This is a genomic window from Njordella aestuarii, assembly GCF_056494165.1.
Map to the genome: position 1 here is coordinate 590,200 of NZ_CM151397.1, position 19,389 is coordinate 609,588.

At 50.1% G+C, this 19,389-nt stretch carries 12 protein-coding genes, 1 tRNA gene and 1 CRISPR repeat array; of the genes, 9 read left to right on the plus strand and 4 right to left on the minus strand.

The genetic code is table 11. The annotated features are described in order from the left end of the window. The first annotated feature begins 24 nt into the window (after positions 1-24). Positions 25-1,335 (plus strand): ABC transporter permease, encoded by a 1,311-nt coding sequence (locus SH451x_RS02335; RefSeq protein ID WP_479360733.1) that lies wholly within the window; start codon positions 25-27, stop codon positions 1,333-1,335. A 156-nt stretch (positions 1,336-1,491) separates the two neighbouring features. On the opposite strand, the gene SH451x_RS02340 is transcribed toward SH451x_RS02335, so the two are convergent. From SH451x_RS02340 to SH451x_RS02350, 3 genes are all read right to left on the minus strand, one after another. Next, a complete protein-coding gene (locus tag SH451x_RS02340; protein WP_479360734.1) occupies positions 1,492-2,574 on the minus strand; it encodes a Fic family protein in 1,083 nt (360 codons plus the stop codon). A 545-nt stretch (positions 2,575-3,119) separates the two neighbouring features. Beyond that, a tRNA-Gln gene (locus tag SH451x_RS02345) sits at positions 3,120-3,190 on the minus strand. 167 nt (positions 3,191-3,357) lie between these two features. Next, positions 3,358-3,690, minus strand: coding sequence for a hypothetical protein (locus tag SH451x_RS02350; RefSeq protein WP_479360735.1), 333 nt, complete (start codon positions 3,688-3,690; stop codon positions 3,358-3,360). 1,497 nt (positions 3,691-5,187) lie between these two features. On the opposite strand from SH451x_RS02350, the gene cas3 reads away from it, so the two are divergent. From cas3 to cas2, 7 genes are all read left to right on the plus strand, one after another. After that, entirely contained in the window at positions 5,188-7,515 is a 2,328-nt protein-coding gene (gene cas3 / locus SH451x_RS02355; RefSeq protein ID WP_479360736.1) for a CRISPR-associated helicase Cas3', read from the plus strand. Positions 7,516-7,537: 22 nt separating this feature from the next. Beyond that, entirely contained in the window at positions 7,538-8,146 is a 609-nt protein-coding gene (gene cas6 / locus SH451x_RS02360) for a type I-MYXAN CRISPR-associated protein Cas6/Cmx6 (protein WP_479360737.1), read from the plus strand. After that, the gene (gene cas8a1 / locus SH451x_RS02365; RefSeq protein WP_479360738.1) at positions 8,133-9,827 is read left to right on the plus strand and encodes a type I-MYXAN CRISPR-associated Cas8a1/Cmx1; all 1,695 of its coding nucleotides are present in this window, start codon (positions 8,133-8,135) and stop codon (positions 9,825-9,827) included. Before cas6 ends, cas8a1 begins: the two co-directional genes overlap by 14 nt. Before the next feature lie 55 nt (positions 9,828-9,882). Beyond that, the gene (gene cas7i / locus SH451x_RS02370; RefSeq protein ID WP_479360739.1) at positions 9,883-10,815 is read left to right on the plus strand and encodes a type I-B CRISPR-associated protein Cas7/Cst2/DevR; all 933 of its coding nucleotides are present in this window, start codon (positions 9,883-9,885) and stop codon (positions 10,813-10,815) included. 98 nt (positions 10,816-10,913) lie between these two features. After that, positions 10,914-11,600, plus strand: coding sequence for a type I-MYXAN CRISPR-associated protein Cas5/Cmx5/DevS (gene cas5 / locus SH451x_RS02375; protein WP_479360740.1), 687 nt, complete (start codon positions 10,914-10,916; stop codon positions 11,598-11,600). A gap of 14 nt (positions 11,601-11,614) precedes the next feature. Continuing rightward, entirely contained in the window at positions 11,615-13,300 is a 1,686-nt protein-coding gene (cas1, locus tag SH451x_RS02380; RefSeq protein WP_479360741.1) for a type I-MYXAN CRISPR-associated endonuclease Cas1, read from the plus strand. 51 nt (positions 13,301-13,351) lie between these two features. Continuing rightward, positions 13,352-13,648, plus strand: a complete 297-nt coding sequence (cas2, locus tag SH451x_RS02385) for a CRISPR-associated endonuclease Cas2 (RefSeq protein WP_479360742.1) — start codon at positions 13,352-13,354, stop codon at positions 13,646-13,648. Between the two features lie 244 nt (positions 13,649-13,892). After that, positions 13,893-16,184: a CRISPR direct-repeat array (repeat unit 36 nt; unit sequence GTGAATCATCCGTTTATGCCGCAAGGCGTTGAGCAC). Positions 16,185-16,318: 134 nt separating this feature from the next. Here the strand turns inward: cas2 and SH451x_RS02390 are convergent. After that, positions 16,319-16,567, minus strand: a complete 249-nt coding sequence (locus SH451x_RS02390; protein ID WP_479360743.1) for a hypothetical protein — start codon at positions 16,565-16,567, stop codon at positions 16,319-16,321. A gap of 605 nt (positions 16,568-17,172) precedes the next feature. Between SH451x_RS02390 and SH451x_RS02395 the strand changes: the two genes are divergently transcribed. Further along, positions 17,173-19,347: a YgiQ family radical SAM protein gene (locus SH451x_RS02395; RefSeq protein ID WP_479360744.1), complete on the plus strand. Its 2,175-nt coding sequence runs from the start codon at positions 17,173-17,175 to the stop codon at positions 19,345-19,347. Positions 19,348-19,389: the final 42 nt, after the last annotated feature.

The window sequence follows — 19,389 nt, forward strand, 5'->3', positions numbered from 1 at the left end:
AACTCGTCGCTATTCGGTGGTTAGATGCAATCAAAGTTCTTTCAAACCTTGAAGCTTGGACTCAAGAGTTTACTGCTTCAAAAGATGCGTTCCGTCCTTGCCGCACTAGGCATTTTTATAGGAACTACGACCGTCATATGGTTGGTCGCGATGGGCGAAGGTGTTAGCTACCAAGCCCAACAGCAGATCATGGAGCTGGGAGCAACCAATATCATTCTCCGTAGTATCGAGCCGAGTAGTGATGATAGTAGCCAAAGAGTAAAGTCCTACGGGCTCTTGCGAGATGATTACCAGCGGATTCTCTCCAATACACCGACCATCACACGCTCGGTCCCAATCCGTGAGCTCAAACGTCAATTGAGAGTCAATGGAAGGATGGTCGATTCGATTCTGATCGGTTGTACGCCTGAGCACAAAGATTTGAATCGGTTAGAGGTTCTACGTGGGCGTTGGTTCAGCAAGCAAGACGAGGGCAACAATGTAATTGTGCTGGCGGATGGTACGGCCAATCGATTGTTCCCTTCTGAAAATCCGATAGGCAAAGAGATCTGGGTAGAGAGTGATGTCTACACCGTCATTGGGCAAACCAAGCCTAGAGAAGCCTCGGCGGCAATCGGTGGTAGTCTCGACGCGCGTGAGTATACGTACGATTCCTACATCCCATTGTCGACATTCAGAACGCGTGTTGGTGATATGATCATGACGCGTACCGGGGACGGTTTTAGTTTCAAAGGAGAGATTGTCGAGCTTACACAGATCACTTTGTCGGTTGCCGATATTAGTGAAGTGGATGGGACTGCTGCAGTGGTGAACACATTGCTGAAGAAATATCACGACAAGGAAGACTACTCGGTACTTGTTCCCAAAGACTTGTTACGACAGGCAGAGCGGACCAAAGCCATGTTCAACTCCTTACTCGTAATTATCGCTGGTATATCGTTGTTGGTAGGCGGCATCGGGATCATGAATATCATGCTTGCCACGGTAACCGAGCGGACGCGCGAAATCGGCATTCGCCGCGCATTGGGGGCAAAGCGCAAGGATATCATATCTCAGTTCTTGGCCGAGACCTTGGTTTTAACTGGGACCGGTGGCGTATTGGGGGTAATGTTTGGACTGATGTGCGGACCAGTCTTCCTCGCAGTCAAAATGATGCTGAACTATTTTTCGCCTGATCTACTGCCAGCCAGCGTGCAGACGTTAGAACCGAGGATTGCCACGTGGTCGATTTTGATGTCACTGTTCATCTCGATCGGCGTTGGTTTGATCTTTGGACTCTATCCGGCACGCCGCGCCGCTCAGATGAGTCCAATCGAAGCACTACGGCATGAGTAGTTATTGCGCAGGAGGAGCGTTTTCGTTTTGCAGTGTCCGCAGGCGTAGCCTTATCCTTGCATCACCGTATTCAGGTATGCCGAACACATCGTTCAGCAATTCCGATGGATAACTAAGTAAAATTGCGATGCGATAGGGCGTTGTCTGGAAACATGTTTAAACGAGGTGCGAGTATCTATCGTGCAGCGCGTAGCTTCTTGCACGATTGGAAGGGTTGTGAAGACGCAGAAAGCCGTCCTCTAACCATGATGAAAGGATATGCCGAGCAGTTCGATCCGAGACCGAGAAGAGTTTCATCACATCGCGGCTTGTGATGGTGGCCGTTTTTTTAAACAAGGGAAGCAACTTACGCTTCCTTGGGTCGAGACTTCGTAACGCCTGCGAGTGATCGAGTGAGGTTAATTTAGCTGCTGTCTGAGCGTGCTGTGTAACGCGTTCGAAACTATCGGCCATCCCAATACAGAAATACTCTATAAACTTGGTGATGTCGGCCTCAACCCGGCCAAGATAGTAGTTGTGCGATGGTCCGATCGTTAACGCTTCATAATAGGCAGGGAGATTCGTTGCGTAATATTCTTCAAGCGAATAGATGCCCTTGAGTCCATAACCCCCAAGATGAAGAATGAGGGTTGTAAGCAGGCGAGCAGTTCGGCCGTTTCCATCATGATAGGGATGGATGGTGGCGAACTGGTAGTGTGCGATGGCTGCACGGATGGGGCATGGTAGGTCTGACTTGGTATTGATCCAGCAAACGAGATCAGCCATCAGTGGAACGACATCTTTTGCCTCCGGTGGCATGTAAACAATGCCGCGTGGAGTGCTATCGCGGATCACATTCTGCCCATCACGATACGTTGAAGCTTTCACACGGATTTTTCCACCCGCCATTACGAGTGCGTGCAGCTTTTGAATTTGCATCTCCGAAATAGCATTCGATTTGGTGGCGTATGCTTCCATCTGTTCCATCGCCGCGTAATAGCCAAGCACTTCTTTTTCGTCTCGCTCGCGGCCCGGAAAATGTTCGTGATCGGATATTAGCTGCTGAACCTGAATCTGCGTGAGTCGGTTCCCTTCGATCATCGTAGAGTAGTGCGTCGAATAAAGACGTGCCGTTTCTCGAAGGCTTGCCAGTACTTGAGGCGTAATAGGCAAGACATCAACCAACTGACGTGCTGCTTCGATTCGCATGAGAACCGAAACCAGCTTGTTGGTGAGGCGATAATTCGGTTGAAATGTCATCGGCATGGTGTCCTTGGCTATTGCCGATAAATTGCCGATAAATTGCCGACAAGTCAAGCCGAATTTTTGTCTCGGGTGTAAGAAATTGTCCTGAAACAGAATACCAAGAACTTAGCTCGAATGCGTCAGCGAGCGACATCGCATCGCCCGAAAAAATCCCTCGCTATCGCATTCGGGTTGAGATGTCCGCCTGCCTCAAGTGCGGAAGCTATTTTGAACAATTCCTAAGTAGGGGAGATTTTAAGCAGTTTGATGGGATCGCTGAAGGAATAAAGAAGGCTGTACTTCTCCCCGGAAAATCGAAATACGACGTGGAATATGCCTGTTGGTCCGCGATGAAGGGAAGTTACGGAGTGGTCGTAATCGATTTGAAACGGACTAAGAATCTTAGGAAATCGCCGAGCAAAAGCCAGCTACGAAGGACCAACGCTAAACCAAGTATGCCACTTGTTTTGTCACTTATAGAAAATGACGATGCCGCTATCGCAGAGCTAGGGTTCGAAAAACCCTAGAAAAAGTCAGCAATATTGGAAAGAATTCCAAAATTACCCCGCTAGGACTCGAACCTAGAATGAGGGAATCAAAATCCCTAGTGTTGCCATTACACCACGGGGCAAACGTGGACAGGGAATGTACCGCAGAATTCGGAGCAAAACAACCGCAATTTTTTGACTCTTCGGGACGAAAACGGAAGGGAAAATCCGTTGCATTTTGAGCGTGCTGGCGTCGATAGAGAGGTCTTTCGGCACGCATCCACAGCAAAAAATGTCAGCATTCTGCAATTTACCAGTCGGACACCGCTGGGAAAGCTAACTTTAGAGGGAGGGGATAGTCTACCGCCGACCCGTCGGGGCGGGGCTTTCCGGGGATTTCAAATGCGGCGAATGCATCTTTTAAATCTTCAGTTCCAGCGAGCCGTCGGCCAGGGGATTTGTCTGAGTCCAAGCCGGATCGAACCTGGCATTCAGGATCGCACTTTAACCTGGTCTGAGTCCAATCTCGCATGCCGAAGAACTGTTTAAGCCCACTCGCTATTGCGAAAACGATCACGCTGAACGCTTCCGTCTTTGGACGATCATCGACCAGCGGATTGAAAGATTTGATCGCTTTTACCATGTCGCTTATCCAGCGTTGAGGCGTTACGATAAGTCATCTCAAGGGCAAGGTTTAGTAAGTTCGCCCTAAAGCATGTTCAATCTCCGATCAAATGGTGTGAATCTGTGTAGGGATTACCTTGCTGTTGTTGGTTGAACAGTGTTCACGAGACTGAATTTGCGTCCAATATTAAAATTAACAATCCATTCTTAAAGCTCCGTCGTCCCTAGATTATGCCGCACGAAATACTCTTGCTGTTTTCATTATTCTTCATAGTGATCCAATTATTTATCCTCGTTGCCTTAGTGTATGCTCATGTTGGGCTGGCGACTCTTATCCGTACCGATGCAAGGAGGCTTCAGAGGACGGGGAACCTTTTCATTGATGATACTTCAGTTTGGTTTGCTTCCGTGCTGGTTTTTGGGATATTTGCCGTCGCTGTTTACTGGATGGTGCACTACTCAAAATTTCGCGGTACTTCTTCTTTCTGATGAAGTAAAAGAGTAGCCAGATGACTGGCATTACCGAATAGCGACCCGACTGAGCTTGCCTCGGTCGATCCCAGGATCATAACCAGAACGAAGCTTGTTGTGGAGTTGCAAAGCAACGGCATTTTAAAGCCTGGGACGCGAGTCTCAGGAGAGGATGAAATGGTTGCGCACGAGTCGCAACGCGACGGCATTTGGAGGATGCGTCTGAGCAGTCGAGCCGCGTGGACTTGGCTGGTTTGATCAATGAATCGAACGGTAATTGGAAACCGTCTGTCAGGTTGATCGTAATGTAAAGCCCATGCCGTCGCTCCGCGACTCCGAGATACATGGGGCGTGTTACCTGGGGTTCCGCGTAAACTCGCTTCCAGCTCGTTTCGCTCCACCCCAGGCTATCGTCTGCCATCGCTCCGCGATTGAATTGCAGCAAGATCGATGAAGTACGTTTGCGTTTCCCAATCTTCAAGTTTAATGCCCAACAGCGACCCGCCTGAGCTTGCCTCGGTCGAGCTGAGGATCACAACCAGAGTGGTCTTGTACCGCGAGTTACGAAGCGAGTCCCAAGAGGTTTTTGATTTTGCAGAAAATTGAAAATCGGTCCATTTTCGTGAGGCGAATCTCGCGATGTTTACGCGTAGAGTTTCGAGGAAGCATTGCAGCATGTTTTCGTTGCAGAGTTTTTGTGCTGGAAAGTCGAGCTTGGCGATCGATCCGCATCGCAAGTCTCAATGAAGCTGGAATCAGTGCGATAGCGATGCTCGAAAATTTATGGAATTCCTCGATCCTTATGACCAAACGTGTCAAACGGTTCCGTTAGCTTGTTGAGACTTATGAAAAATTTATGAGGAAGAAGGATGTTATTCGCTTTGTGGATGGAAGTTGAAATGACGCAACAAGGTTCAACTTCGACTGATGTTGACACTTGCGACGCACCCCCCAACAGTTTGCGCCTGTACTGTCGTGCAGCAAAAGGAAGGGTTCAGTTCTAATGTTGATTGAAACCAAAATGTTCTTCTAGAAATAAATGGCTATGTCAAACAGTGTTTTCAAAACTCTGCTCGCTAAGTCCGTTGTCAGCGATTCTGCCGGTATTGAAGGTTCTGTAACATTACTTGGACATACTCGCGACGTTTTTTCTGCTATGCAAGCAGTCCTTGACGCGGTCGACAAGCAAATGCTCTTGAGTGTCGGGCTTACTGGGATGGACTGGCTTGGCCGACTTCAAAGATGCTGCTTACTTGCAGCCGCACTTCACGATCTCGGCAAGGCTAACAATTCTTTCCAACGCATGATTCATTGTCCTAGCGAACAACAAAATCAACCGATTCGCCACGAGTGGATTAGCGTCTGGATAGCGTGCCAAAAGGAAATGAAGCAATGGTTGTTAGGTGCCGTCGATGGCTGCGAGAAATGTTGGAATATCGCGATGTACGCCGTTTCTGGCCATCACCCAAAGCACAATCGCGGTGCACCAACAGAGGATTGTTTTAAAGCGGATTGTGTTGAAGTACTTGCCAATCATGAGGAATGGCACAAGTGCCTTGAGCAGTTGCAGAGTTCTTTGGGCTTAGGCTCAGAAGTCCCATCAATAGAATCAACCGTCTATTCTGGTGCGGGCGATCGGCGGAGGAAAAATGACTTCATGAAATTTGTGAGTCAATTTGCTGATGCGTGGGAGGAAGGAATTCAATATGACCTGGACTGGCGACGCCTCACAGCGGTGGTAAAAGCAACTCTTGTTGCTGCAGACGTTGCTGGATCAGCTCTATGGGAGCGAATTGAAACTTCTGCCGACAGAGCCAAATGGGTGCGTGAAAGCCTTTGTCGGCACCCCTCTGCGGACGATTTACAGCAAGTCGTGGATGCTCGTTTAGGGGCATCTCTGCCTCATGATTTCCAGATGAAGATTCGTGATTCTACGGCAAGCGTTACTCTTGTAGAGGCCGGTTGTGGAAGTGGTAAAACGGCAGCGGCCTACATGTGGGCCGCAAATCAACATGCTGGGAAGCGGCTTTGGTTCTGCTATCCAACAACTGGAACGGCCACTGAAGGTTTCAAAGGTTATCTTTTTGAAAAGCTTTCAGCCAAAAGTGGTGTTCGGGCCGATCTTTTTCATTCACGTCGCGAGTACGACATACAAAAGATGCTGGCTACTGGGCAAGCCTCTGGCGATGGTATCGACGAAGCATCCGTAAGAATTGACTCTCTAAAAGCCTGGGACACTCAAGTTGTCGCCTGTACCGTTGATAATGTTTTGATGCTGCTACAGAACCAGCGACGTGGTATTTATGCATGGCCGGCTCTTGTCAACGCGGCAATTGTCTTCGATGAAATACATTGTTATGACGACATACTATTTGGCAACTTACTGACTTGGCTAGAAACGTTAGTCGGGGTCCCGGTGCTACTAATGACCGCTAGTCTACCGTGCGGGAAGAAGGAAGCGATCGAGGCGGTTGTTGCGAAAGCGAAGCGAACATTTCTAAGCATTCCGAATGGCCCAGAAGAACTTGAAACACTTCGTCGCTACAGCGCTGTAGCTTCTGGTGAAATTCAGACCAAGAGCGAGGCAGAACAATTTGTAAGAGACGAGTTGAAGAGGGGAGGTCGGGCTCTTTGGATTAGCAATACTGTCGCGCGTGCCAGGAAAGTTGCAGATCTGTTTCCCAGTATCGAGCCGGTTGTCTACCACAGTCGCTTTATTTACAAAGATCGTATTGAAAGACATAACGAAGTCGTAGAACTATTTGAGCACAAGTCGTGTTCCGGGTTGGCATCGACCAGTCAAGTTGCAGAGATGTCCTTGGATTTGAAGTACGCGACGTTGCTTGTGACCGAACTTGCTCCGATTCCGTCACTCATACAGCGACTTGGTCGCCTTGCTAGGTCTGCGGACGTGCGAACATTCCAACCAGGAACTTTTCTGGTTATTGAACCAATGAATGACGCTTGCTTTTCAGCATCTCCCTATCAAGAAAGTGAGCTTGAGATGGCGCGTGCTTGGCTAGCGAGTTTGCCAGACCGGACTTTATCTCAGCGTGATTTGACAGAGGCTTGGCATAAACTTGATGAGTCGGCTGTCTACAAGCCCGTATCCAGTTGTTGGCTGAGTGGAGGTCCGGTAACCGCCGTCGACTCGATACGCGAATCTGGTTATGGCGTGACGCTGATCAGAACTGAGGATCTCCGTGACGCGAAGTCAAAGGATGTCACAGCTTATACCTTACCTATGGATCGCCCGAAGAAAGAGAATTGGTGCGAGCCTTTTCCATATTGGGGGTATCCAGTCGCAACATCAGGAACAATCTCATACGACCCAAAACGGGGGGGCGAATGGTCCACGCATTTCGAGTTTTAACAACCTTAACAGGAGTACAAGCATGATCGCAGTTGATTTAAGTTTCCTCATAAACTCGTACGCTTCGTTTCCGGCAGATCACAGCTATGCGTTGGTGGGGGCCGTGTCTCGACTGATCCCAGAAGCGCACGGCGGAAATGGATTTGCATTGGCCCCAATTGCGGGACGACAAATTGGCGGGAGGCAAATGAGGCTTACGGAAAACAGTCGCTTTGTTGTCAGAACTACTACCGATCGAATATCACAATTCTTGCCATTGGCAGGAAAGACGATCGATGTGTTAGGGCGGAAGCTCCATCTGGGAGTGCCAACAGTTCATCAGCTACTTCCTGCCTCGTCCCTTCGAGCGAGAATTGTAACGATCAAAGGTTTCTTTGAGCCCACGTTATTCTCCGAAGCTGTGCGACGGCAGTTGGACGCCTTGGAGGTTGGTCCTTGTTCGATTGAAGTTGGTCGACAGCGAACATTACGAATTAAGCAGATTGAAGTTGTCGGTTTCGAAACAACGCTTCATGGTTTGCGTGACGCTGATTCAATCATAATTGCCGCCCGCGGCATCGGTGGTCGTCGTCACATGGGCTGTGGGTTTTTTGTTCCCGCCAGAAGTGAGGTGCAAGATGGTCAAAACTAAGACATCTACCCTAGACAAGAATAATTCGCAAAACAAACCTAGTTCAAAGAAGCAAATTGGACCAAGTGAATTGGTGCTCTGGCTACACGCGCCGCAGATGGACTCAATGTTGCGAGCTGGAATTGGTGGTTTGGCGGCCGTCTTGCATCACATGCGCAGCGCGGCGAGGGGTGGTATGCCGACGGACCAATTCCCAGCAGGCCCCTGGGAGGACGGAAGTCCTCCTTGGATGATGGAAGCAGACCGCATAACCCTCCAATTTGGAAACCCTGAAAATGCCTTTGAGTATCTTCGGCGTCTTTTCGAGTACGCGTTCCGAATCGAACCAACAGATAACGTTATTGATTTTCCTGCCACATACAAACAGCAAGATCGCGTAGTTCGTGCGCAGTTACAGCGCGGATTAATGCTGACCTTTTTACAACACGGTCAAAGCCGATCAGGAGCAAAAAAAGATTCGGAGAAGGTTTTCCAAATTGAAGACAAGCAGTTCCCGTACTCGATTCGGGAACTGACCAGTTACAAGCACCAATCTGGGTATAGCGATTTGGCGAATGAAAAAACCGGGATGCTCTTAGAAAAAATGTCCGAATTGCCGGGCACATTGTATCCAGGTGCTGCCGTTCGGCATAACAAGTTTAATTCCCATACGAAACATGAAGGAACTACGGCGGAACTGTTGGCAGCATATTTCGCAATCATTGGTACGATTGCATTGCCGGTAAATCGTGGCTCGGCAGTATTACTGGTTCCAGAAGTGAATGACCTGGTCGCTTTCGCAAAGAACAGACACAAGATCACTCCCCAAAAATATCGGGACTGTTTGATCGGAGGGGTCGGTGATGCAGTCCTAAGCATCTATGCAAACCTCGTTGGAGATGCCCACCAGCGCGTGCTAGACGTTCCCGCAATATCCGCTTATCTCTTCCAGCCGACCGCATGGGCATCGCAGCAGAAGTCCCGTGTTGCCCGAAGTCGCATTGAACCACTCACTGCTGATGCAGAGAAGGTTTTCGATTACGTGCGTGAATTCTTTCCCCCACGAATCAAGACTCGCATCGAGAAGGTAAGCGAAGGTACAGGAAAGTCAAAAGTGACTCGCGACATGGAGCAGCCATTTTGGAGTTTGAGTATTGTTCGACCGTTGATTGCAGATAATCTCGCGAACAGAAAGCCTTGGTTTCACAATTTTTCATCTTTGTTTACTCGTAACGATCCGGCGACCGGCAAGCCGTTACGCTCCCGTTTGTTTTTTGAAAAGGAAGGACTTGCCAATATGGTCAAATCAAATGTTTGGGATGACGAAGGACAAAAGTCACTCGTCAGAGGAATTCAATTCGCGCTCGCATGCCGCTTTGGAGAGATCAGTGGGCAGTTCTCGGGAAACCCGCAAGGGATGAAGAACAAGTTCCAGAAAGAGTTCGAAAAGTGGCGTATTCAGTTCGTCTCTTCAAAGACTGCGGATCAGTTTCGATTCGCTGCTTGCGATCTCATGAGTCGGGCACGCGGTAATAAGGAAATGCAAGAGAACTGGGAGCATGTGCTTCCACTTCTGTCGGACGCCTGCTGGCAACATGGCCGTGACCTTGCGCTGTTGGCCTTGGCTAGCTACCAAGGGAAAGGAGACAAAGAGGCAGCGGAAGTCCTAACCAAAGGTGAGACAGAATCTTCAGACGCATAACGTATTTCGAATCATTCAATTTTTGCAAAAGATCTTTTAACAACTGGAACAAACAATGAGCATCCATATTTTCGCAAACATCGTTACGGACTTTGGGACAGCGGCAAACAATCGCGGTGAAACGGAAGGCAACACGACAACGCTCCAAAAACTCATTTGGCAAGGTGGCGTGCACACAACTGTGAGCGCCGAAGCAATACGATTCGCAATTCGTCAATCACTTGCAGTAATGGAAGATGCCGGGACCAACCGGACTTGGGACGAAACTGTTCGAGCAAACACGTGGAAAGACGCATCCTTTGAAGGTTGGTCTGAAAAGAAGAAAGGAAAGACGTTTATTGATGACGATCTGCTTGGCTTCATGCGTGCTGATGCAGCAAAAGACGAAGGCAAAGCTGGCACAGCAACGGTTCGGCGAGCCGTTCTTGAGGTGACACGTGCGGTAAGTTTGACACCGTGGCCAGGAGATACCACGTTCAACGCCGCATCGCCAGGCGCAACACCATCTGCAGCCAAAAAGGGGAAAGATCCAAGCGTCAGCAATCCCGTCCCCTACGGAGCAGAAATACATGCAACGCGTTATCAGTACGGCGTTGCAATGACGCCCGAGCGATTACACGACCCGAAACGGGCCGCAAAAGCACTCATGGCACTAGCGAATCTGAGAACAGTTGCTGGTAACCATGGACGTTTCCTATACGACTTCTCACCCGCGTCCATCGTTTTTCGTGTAACGGATGACCCAGCACCGCGATTGCTTTACTGTTTTGAAACCTCCGATGAAGGGAAGACCGTTGATGCCTCTGAGTTGTTAAGACGTGTTTCGGCGGGTGATATTGCAGCGAGCGAGTTGGTGGTCGGTGGTCAGCTTGCTGAATCGGCGACGGGCGCTTCTCTGAGACAGGCAGGTGCTGAAGTCCACGCAGGAATCAAATCGGCGACAACAGCGGTTCTCGAGCGACTTAAGACGTCGCTCGCGTCTGCTTGATCAAGTTTCTGCGTTCGCTAACACAGTGAAACGTCGAACTTAGTTTCCGTGTTGTCTTCCGTCATCCGTTCATCACGATCTTCCACAGGAACAAGAGTATGTTAGGCCTATATGTTTCCGTACCTATCGCCAGTTTCCGGCCTGGGACGGCACGGGAATTCTGGGAAACGCAACCTCTTCCTCCCCCCTCAACAGTCTACGGCTTTCTCTTGTCGTTGGTTGGTGAAACGGATAGGAGAGCACATCTTGGAGTTCGCTGTACTGCTGGTCTACTAAATGCGCCAGAATGTTCTACTGTCTTGCGAAAGCTCTGGCGTATCAAAGAGCTTGCGAGTAACAGCTTTGCCGGCTCTGGAAATGGAGCCAATGTTCGGCCAGACTACCAGCAGGTTCTAACGGGAATCAAACTAGTAATTTTTGTTGATTCAACCGATGAAGTTGCTCAGGCTCAATTATTGGAAAGTCGAGTTGCTGTCGCACTAGACCCTTTGCGTCGCGGAGAGATCACGCGGTTTGGAGGCCTGAGTCTAGGCGAGAGCACACACATGGTTGACGAGGTTTCATGGTACAGTGCGGGGGATGAGGACTCTGTTTCGGAAATTCGAGTTTTTCTGAAGTCACAAGCTGGCAACATGACTCTGCCGGTTTGGGTAGACCACGTCGGGGCTGCCGGAACACGGTACACGACTGGCTCCATGCAACCGCTGGTTGGAGCTCAACCTGCCGTGGAGCAACTACCGCTGATTGACGATGGTACGATTGCAGTGTCGTCGTCAGATACTTGAGGAATGATATCGACATGAGTGTTGAGGGTGAACAGAATTTTGCTGCGCCAGAAGAGCCGCCGATTCGGGTAATGGCGATTCATGCGCTTGAGTATTGTGAGCGACTCTTCTATCTGGAGGAAGTCGAAGAAATTCGCGAAGCGGATGATCGTGTCTACGCCGGTCGGCGTTTGCATGAGGAACGCGTACCGAAATTAGATGATGACTCTCGCGAACTACGTTCTTTTGAAGTCTCCTCAGACGAACTAGGGCTTTATGGCAAAGTCGATGCGGCTCGCGTGCGCGAATCGAAATGGATAGCTTATGAACATAAAAAAGGACGTTGCCAGAGAGCGAAAGACAAAGCCAAGACTCCCGAAGCATGGCCAAGCGATCGATTACAGGTCGCAGCATACGCCATGTTACTGGAAAAACAGTTAAATGCGCCCGTGCTTGAAGGCCGGATACGGTATCACCAGGACAACGTGACCGTTAGAATTGAAATCGACGAAGCTCTTCGAAGCTTGGTCAAACGGTCGGTTCAACGCATGAGGGAACTGCGGCGTTCTGATGTGCGGCCACCAGTTACGGATAATGAGAAACTTTGTCGACGTTGCAGCCTGCGTGTTGTTTGTCTACCGGAAGAAGAACGACTGATCGATAAACCGGATCAATCCAATCCGAAGAGCGGACTATTTCCAGCACGCCGTGATAAACGAACACTCCATATCACCAGTGTACCAGCAACGGTCACTCGCAGTGACCGGAGTTTGTTCGTTGAAACGGATGCGGGGAAAAAACGGATTCCAATTGAGCAAGTTGACGCAGTGTTGTTGTACGGTGGAGCACAAATCACAAGTCAAGCAATTCACTTATGTATATACGAAGGCGTTTCTGTGCAATGGGTAAGCGGTGGTGGCCGCCCCATGGGAAGTGTCACACCAAACGGTAGAGTGCGTCAGCGCCTGCGACAGTATGATGCGTTAACGAAACCTGAGGTATGTCTTCGATTATCGAAGCAAACTGTGGCCGCCAAAGTTGGTTTTCAGTTCCAGTACTTACTTCGTAATACACGAAGCTCGCCAGATGCACGGTCTGTTGTTGAAGATGACTTGGAAAGGCTTCGCCGCGCTGCCAGCGGTGTCGAATCAGCGATGTCGATTGATTCGTTGCGAGGATTCGAGGGAATGGCTGCAAAAGCGTATTTTTCAAGCTTCTCGACTCTACTGAACGAACGCGTGCCAGAAGAACTTCAAATGAAAGGTCGAACCAAGCATCCCCCACGGGATCGAATTAACTGCCTGTTATCTTTCGGCTATGGAATGATTTTCTCGCTTGTGCATCGGGCGTTACTGTCTGTTGGGCTTGAGCCATCATTTGGCTACTACCATCAACCTCGTTCTGCAGCACCGCCCCTTGTGATGGATGTCATGGAAATCTTTCGGACTGTCCTATGGGAAATGCCCTTAGTCGGAAGCCTGAATCGAGGACAGTGGCACTTGGAAAATGACTTTGACGTTCTTCCTGGACATGTCTGGCTTTCTGACGAGGGACGTCGCAAAGCTATCGGTTTGTTCGAGCAACGGCTAGTTGAGTCTTATCAGCATCCCTTCACAGGTCAATCGCTAGAATATGGTCGAATGGTAGAGCTAGAGATCCGACTCTTGGAGAAGGAATGGACTGGCGCACCGGGTGCATTCGCAAAGTTAAAGATTCGCTGATCGAATTTCGATTCGAGATTTCCTTACTGACATTTTGCTTGAGTGAAAAATATGGCGGAACCAAACTGGCATATGGTGTCTTATGATGTCCGTGAGGCGAAACGTCTGCGACGTGCGGCAAAGGTCTTGGAGGGCTATGGCGAACGAATTCAGTATTCGTTGTTTCGAGTTCGCGCCACACAGGCCGTTCTTGAAAAGTTGCGTTGGGAAATGGGACAAGTATTGGCGGACGAGGATAATCTCCTTATCATTCCACTGTGCAGTCGGTGCGCTGGAAAAGTTGATGAGCTGTCAAAGGGGAATCATTGCGACTGGAACGATGCTCCACCAACTTTTGAAGTGCTTTAGAGAGGTTCCAGCATCAGGGAATGGCGGAGTAGGTTGCGCGTTGTTTTCTGCATAAGTCGCATGAAATCTTAGGTTTTTTGATCTTTGCGACGGCCGACGATCCATGATTGATTGTTTTCCCTGGCAATTTTGCAAATTCTGGCCTGCAAAGTAACCGACAAAGCCTTCGTTATGAGATACCTTCGCAGTACCGTGAATCTCGCTCATCTAAATCCCTGTATATTCACGGTTTACAAGCAGGGCTGTGAATCATCCGTTTATGCCGCAAGGCGTTGAGCACGGATAAGCGTGTCATTCGTGCCTTTAGTAATTCCGGTGAATCATCCGTTTATGCCGCAAGGCGTTGAGCACTAGTCGATACCTATCTTTTAGTATTTGTCTAGTCTGTGAATCATCCGTTTATGCCGCAAGGCGTTGAGCACGTCTTATGTTCCGAAACTTCTCTAAGTTCTCTGAGTGAATCATCCGTTTATGCCGCAAGGCGTTGAGCACCCAAAGCGGCTGACCTAATTCAACTCGCCGTCGAAGTGTGAATCATCCGTTTATGCCGCAAGGCGTTGAGCACTACTCGGTGCCGCGTTGATCCCGATAGAATCGGAGTGAATCATCCGTTTATGCCGCAAGGCGTTGAGCACATGCCGCGTTCAATGGCGACGGAACCAGCACTTGTGAATCATCCGTTTATGCCGCAAGGCGTTGAGCACCACTTGTTGCAGGCGTCTCACTTGCTGGAGTCGCGTGAATCATCCGTTTATGCCGCAAGGCGTTGAGCACTTAGAAAAACCCGCAAGTAGGACTTCGGTTGAATCGTGAATCATCCGTTTATGCCGCAAGGCGTTGAGCACTTAGAAAAACCCGCAAGTAGGACTTCGGTTGAATGTGAATCATCCGTTTATGCCGCAAGGCGTTGAGCACTTAAAAGTTGGAACAGATTACGCACTGCAAATGAGTGAATCATCCGTTTATGCCGCAAGGCGTTGAGCACCGTGCAAGTTGCCAGACGGAACTGGAGCGAATCGTGAATCATCCGTTTATGCCGCAAGGCGTTGAGCACTTCGCGGAATGTGGGAAAAATCTAAACCAACAGGGCGTGAATCATCCGTTTATGCCGCAAGGCGTTGAGCACTTTTCCGCAGATGAAGATTGGTGCCCATCGTGCGGTGAATCATCCGTTTATGCCGCAAGGCGTTGAGCACTCCTTGCACTGGTTATGGGCGAGCCTGCAATGTTGTGAATCATCCGTTTATGCCGCAAGGCGTTGAGCACGTCAAGAGGTCAGCTTCCAAAGGATTGCCGAACGTGAATCATCCGTTTATGCCGCAAGGCGTTGAGCACCTGGCAAAGTGGCGGACCTGCCAACGAGAAACGCAAGTGAATCATCCGTTTATGCCGCAAGGCGTTGAGCACATCTTGGTTTGGTCACCGGCACGCCTGGCACCAATGTGAATCATCCGTTTATGCCGCAAGGCGTTGAGCACTTGATCTTGGCCGCGTAGTGCGACAGAGCGTGAAGTGAATCATCCGTTTATGCCGCAAGGCGTTGAGCACCACGCATGTGGCCGTCAATTAACTCGAGCCCCTCGGGGTGAATCATCCGTTTATGCCGCAAGGCGTTGAGCACTAGCTTGCTCGCTGTAGCTGATACTCTTCGCTTAGTGAATCATCCGTTTATGCCGCAAGGCGTTGAGCACTTCGTAGTCCCGCTTTCAAGCGGTTTTTGCGTGGTGAATCATCCGTTTATGCCGCAAGGCGTTGAGCACCAATGTGTCTAGTAAACTTCTCAATATACTATTTGTGAATCATCCGTTTATGCCGCAAGGCGTTGAGCACGGATATTCTCTATTACCATTCTCTTCTATTCGTAGTGAATCATCCGTTTATGCCGCAAGGCGTTGAGCACTCGAGCCTATAAAGATAAAAAGCCCCATACACAGGTGAATCATCCGTTTATGCCGCAAGGCGTTGAGCACCCGCACCAACGATCCATCGCCAACGCCTGGACCAGGTGAATCATCCGTTTATGCCGCAAGGCGTTGAGCACAATGGTTTAACTCGGGGGCCGACGCCCTCGGGGCTGTGAATCATCCGTTTATGCCGCAAGGCGTTGAGCACACCGAGACAAGCCCAACGGTTTACAAGACGGCCAGTGAATCATCCGTTTATGCCGCAAGGCGTTGAGCACCGATTAGTCGCAGATGCGATTGCTTGCAACTCGTCGTGAATCATCCGTTTATGCCGCAAGGCGTTGAGCACTTCGCCAACTTCACCAAATGGGCAGTGGACACAATGTGAATCATCCGTTTATGCCGCAAGGCGTTGAGCACCAGTGATTCACATCGATGGCGATCGCTACAAGAAAGTGAATTATCCGTTTATGCCCCAAGGCGTTGAGCACGAGATATGCGAGGATTGACAAGCCAGTTTAACTTGTGAATCATCCGTTTATGCCGCAAGGCGTTGAGCACTTTCAATCCACGTGGCTCGTGCGAGCCGCGACACGGTGAATCATTCGTTTATGCCGAAAGGCGTTTAGAAGTTCTTGTCGACTGCCACGTGGCCAAGAAATCCAAATCGGAGATTGCAACTTGAAAACGAACTCGACCAAATAACCAGCCCGCATCTATGTCATGAACTATCTAATGCAGCTAATCGTTCCAGACGCATTAGTTTCTACGTGCGTTTCACTGCTTCAAAATAAAAGCGTTTTGAGCTGCTGGTGATTGCTTGGGTGATGAGAATTGGCCAGCGAGTTGATCGGCCGTCGATAATCATTTCTAGTTCTGCATGGCCCTCATGAATCGACTGATGCTCCCTCATGATCGCATAGTCAGGACCTAATTGCCCAAGTGTAATTGCACCCGTCGTGGTATGTAGCCACAGCCTTACATCTGCTGAAAATGTTCTGTTGTTACCAACCATTTGTTAATTGCGTCAAGGACAGGTCTTTCGCCGCGTTTACACAAGCGAGATTCTTCTGTAAGAACATTGTCTTTCAGTATAGCATCCATCCACTTTCATATAGCTCACGTTTGGGAGTAAGTTAAAATCCCGAGCCTGGTGTGCTGCACATTAGATAATCTCACGCGAGTCACCGGATTTTTGATAACGCAAACCCATGCCGTCGCTCCGCGACTCCGAAATACGTGGGGCGTGTTACCTGGGGTTCCGCGTAAACTCGCTTTCAGCTAGTTTCGCTCCACCCCAGGCTATCGTCTGCCATCGCTCCGCGATTAGACTCCCATTGCTCTGCGATTAGTCTCCCACTGCTTCGAGGCTAATCTGCCATTGCTCTGCGGCTCATCTCCCATTGCTCTGCGGGCGATGAAGGGGGCGATCTGAGAGTTCTCGTGTAGCGGCTTGTTCCGCGGGTTTATGACCACAAAAGACGAGTTTTTCCCTAGCTTTTCCTGACAATCGGTGTAAAACTGTACTCCCGCGGACGCTTTCGGATCCGCGAAACTTTTTAACCACCTCCGACGCCCGAGCGAATTTTGTTCGCAACGGTATCCATGAGGACCACAAATATGCAACTGCCCGTTCTTCCCAATGCCGGTACTACTTCTAACGGCAACGTCGTCTCCCGCTACCTCGACGATCTCGGTTGTAGCTCGTCGGACTCCAAACGTAAATCCGAATGGCTCCGCGATGGCCGCTTGCCAACCGGACCCATCGCTTTAAACCCCTTGCCCATGTCGATGCAAGAAGCGCAAGCTCGCGGCTGGAACGAAATCGATATCGTTCTTGTCAGCGGCGATGCCTATGTCGACCACCCGAGCTTTGCCACGGCCATTCTCGGCCGGGTTCTCGAAGCGGCTGGGTTTCGCGTCGGCGTCGTTTCTCAGCCCGATTGGCATTCTTGCGACGCTTGGAAAACCTTCGGCCGCCCTAGACTGTTCTTCGGAATCAGCGCCGGCAACATGGATTCCATGATCAACCATTACACCGCCAATCGGAAAGTCCGAAACGACGATGCTTATTCACCCGGAGGCAGAATCGGGTTAAGGCCCGACCGCGCCACACTCGCTTACTGCCAACGTGCCCGCGAAGCTTACAAAGGCGTTCCGGTAATCGCCGGCGGCGTGGAAGCTTCCTTACGAAGGCTTGCACACTACGATTATTGGTCCGACAAAGTCCGCAAGAGTATCCTGCTGGACAGCAAAGCCGACTTGGTGGGATTCGGCATGGGTGAAAATGCAATCGTCGAAATGGCTCGGCGGCTAGACGCAGGCGAACCGGTCAAGAGCCTTCGCGACATGCGCGGTGTCGCCTATGCTCTGGGGGCATCGGAAGAAGTTCCCAGCGATGTACTCGAGCTTCCTAGCTACGAAGAGGTTGTTGCCGACAAAATGCAGTTCGCTGAAGCAACACGCATTATCCATAATGAAACGAATCCGCTGAACGCAAAAAAATTGATGCAACGGCATGGTTCCCAAGTCATCGTCTGCAATGTACCGCAGTTGCCCTTGAGCGAAGAGGCGATGGACCGTATCTACGCCCTGCCCTACACCCGACGTCCACACCCAAGCTATACCGAACCGATTCCTGCGCATAACATGATTCGTAATTCGGTCACTATCATGCGTGGCTGTTTCGGCGGTTGTACGTTCTGTTCTATCACGGCGCACCAAGGTCGTATCATTCAGTCACGCAGCCAGGATTCAATTCTGCAAGAGTTGAATCGGATGACGAAAGACAAAGATTTTAAGGGTACCGTTAGCGATATTGGCGGACCGACGGCGAACATGTATCAAATGCGATGCACGAAACCGGATGTCGAAGCGGTTTGTCGGCGTCAGTCGTGTGTTCATCCGAAAATTTGTAAGCTGTTGGGGACCGATCACGGACCTGTTTTGGATCTGATGCGAAAATCTCGCGAGCAACCCGGTATCAAGAAGGTGCTCGTTGCAAGCGGTATCCGTATGGATCTAGCGCGGCGTAGTCCCGAATATATCGCGGAACTGACCGCGCACCATGTCGGCGGCCATCTGAAAGTTGCCCCCGAGCATGTCGATCCTGATGTGCTCAACAAGATGCGGAAACCTTCGAATGACGACTTCGAATACTTTGCCGACAAATTCAAAGACGCAAACGATCGTGCCGGTAAAAAACAGTACATCGTGCCCTACTATATCGCTTCGCATCCCGGCAGCGATGTCGATGCAATGATCGAGCTGGCACTGTTTCTTAAGCGGAACGGATATAAGCCGGATCAAGTTCAAGACTTTATTCCAGCGCCGCTGGACATTGCCACTTGCATGTATTACACCGGAGTAGATCCGTTTACCAAGAAACCGGTATATATCGCAAAGAAGATGCAAGATCGGAAGATGCAACGCGCTCTGATGCAGTTCTTCAAGCCAGAGAATTATTTTGAAGTTCGCCAAGCCTTACTCTCGGTTGGCCGCGGGGATTTGATCGGGGAAGGCTGCGATTGCTTGATCGGTTCCAAACCGCCTAAGGAAGCGTTTGAGCGGCGTCGAAAGGATGCGAACGAACGCTTTAAAGGCAACTACGTTCACCAGATTCCCAAGTCGGAGAACCGAGAGTCGGGCCAAAAACGTTCTGCTGCGACACCTGACAGCGAGCGAGCTCAGAATACTGACCGCTCACAAGGCAACGAAGAAGGTGCTTCGCGCGGTAAACGTCAACAACGTCCGTCGGCTCCAGGGATCGGTTACCGTCCCAGACGCCGTAAGTAGCGATTGCGTTCCTCTTCCGTAGCTGCGTTCGCCTAGAACGCG

Bases quoted from the DNA above. Each gene is read 5' to 3' on its own strand.
- SH451x_RS02335 (WP_479360733.1), top strand. From the start codon at position 25: ATGCAATCAAAGTTCTTTCAAACCTTGAAGCTTGGACTCAAGAGTTTA.
- SH451x_RS02340 (WP_479360734.1), bottom strand. From the start codon at position 2,574: ATGACATTTCAACCGAATTATCGCCTCACCAACAAGCTGGTTTCGGTT.
- SH451x_RS02350 (WP_479360735.1), bottom strand. From the start codon at position 3,690: ATGGTAAAAGCGATCAAATCTTTCAATCCGCTGGTCGATGATCGTCCA.
- cas3 (WP_479360736.1), top strand. From the start codon at position 5,188: ATGTCAAACAGTGTTTTCAAAACTCTGCTCGCTAAGTCCGTTGTCAGC.
- cas6 (WP_479360737.1), top strand. From the start codon at position 7,538: ATGATCGCAGTTGATTTAAGTTTCCTCATAAACTCGTACGCTTCGTTT.
- cas8a1 (WP_479360738.1), top strand. From the start codon at position 8,133: ATGGTCAAAACTAAGACATCTACCCTAGACAAGAATAATTCGCAAAAC.
- cas7i (WP_479360739.1), top strand. From the start codon at position 9,883: ATGAGCATCCATATTTTCGCAAACATCGTTACGGACTTTGGGACAGCG.
- cas5 (WP_479360740.1), top strand. From the start codon at position 10,914: ATGTTAGGCCTATATGTTTCCGTACCTATCGCCAGTTTCCGGCCTGGG.
- cas1 (WP_479360741.1), top strand. From the start codon at position 11,615: ATGAGTGTTGAGGGTGAACAGAATTTTGCTGCGCCAGAAGAGCCGCCG.
- cas2 (WP_479360742.1), top strand. From the start codon at position 13,352: ATGGCGGAACCAAACTGGCATATGGTGTCTTATGATGTCCGTGAGGCG.
- SH451x_RS02390 (WP_479360743.1), bottom strand. From the start codon at position 16,567: ATGGTTGGTAACAACAGAACATTTTCAGCAGATGTAAGGCTGTGGCTA.
- SH451x_RS02395 (WP_479360744.1), top strand. From the start codon at position 17,173: ATGCAACTGCCCGTTCTTCCCAATGCCGGTACTACTTCTAACGGCAAC.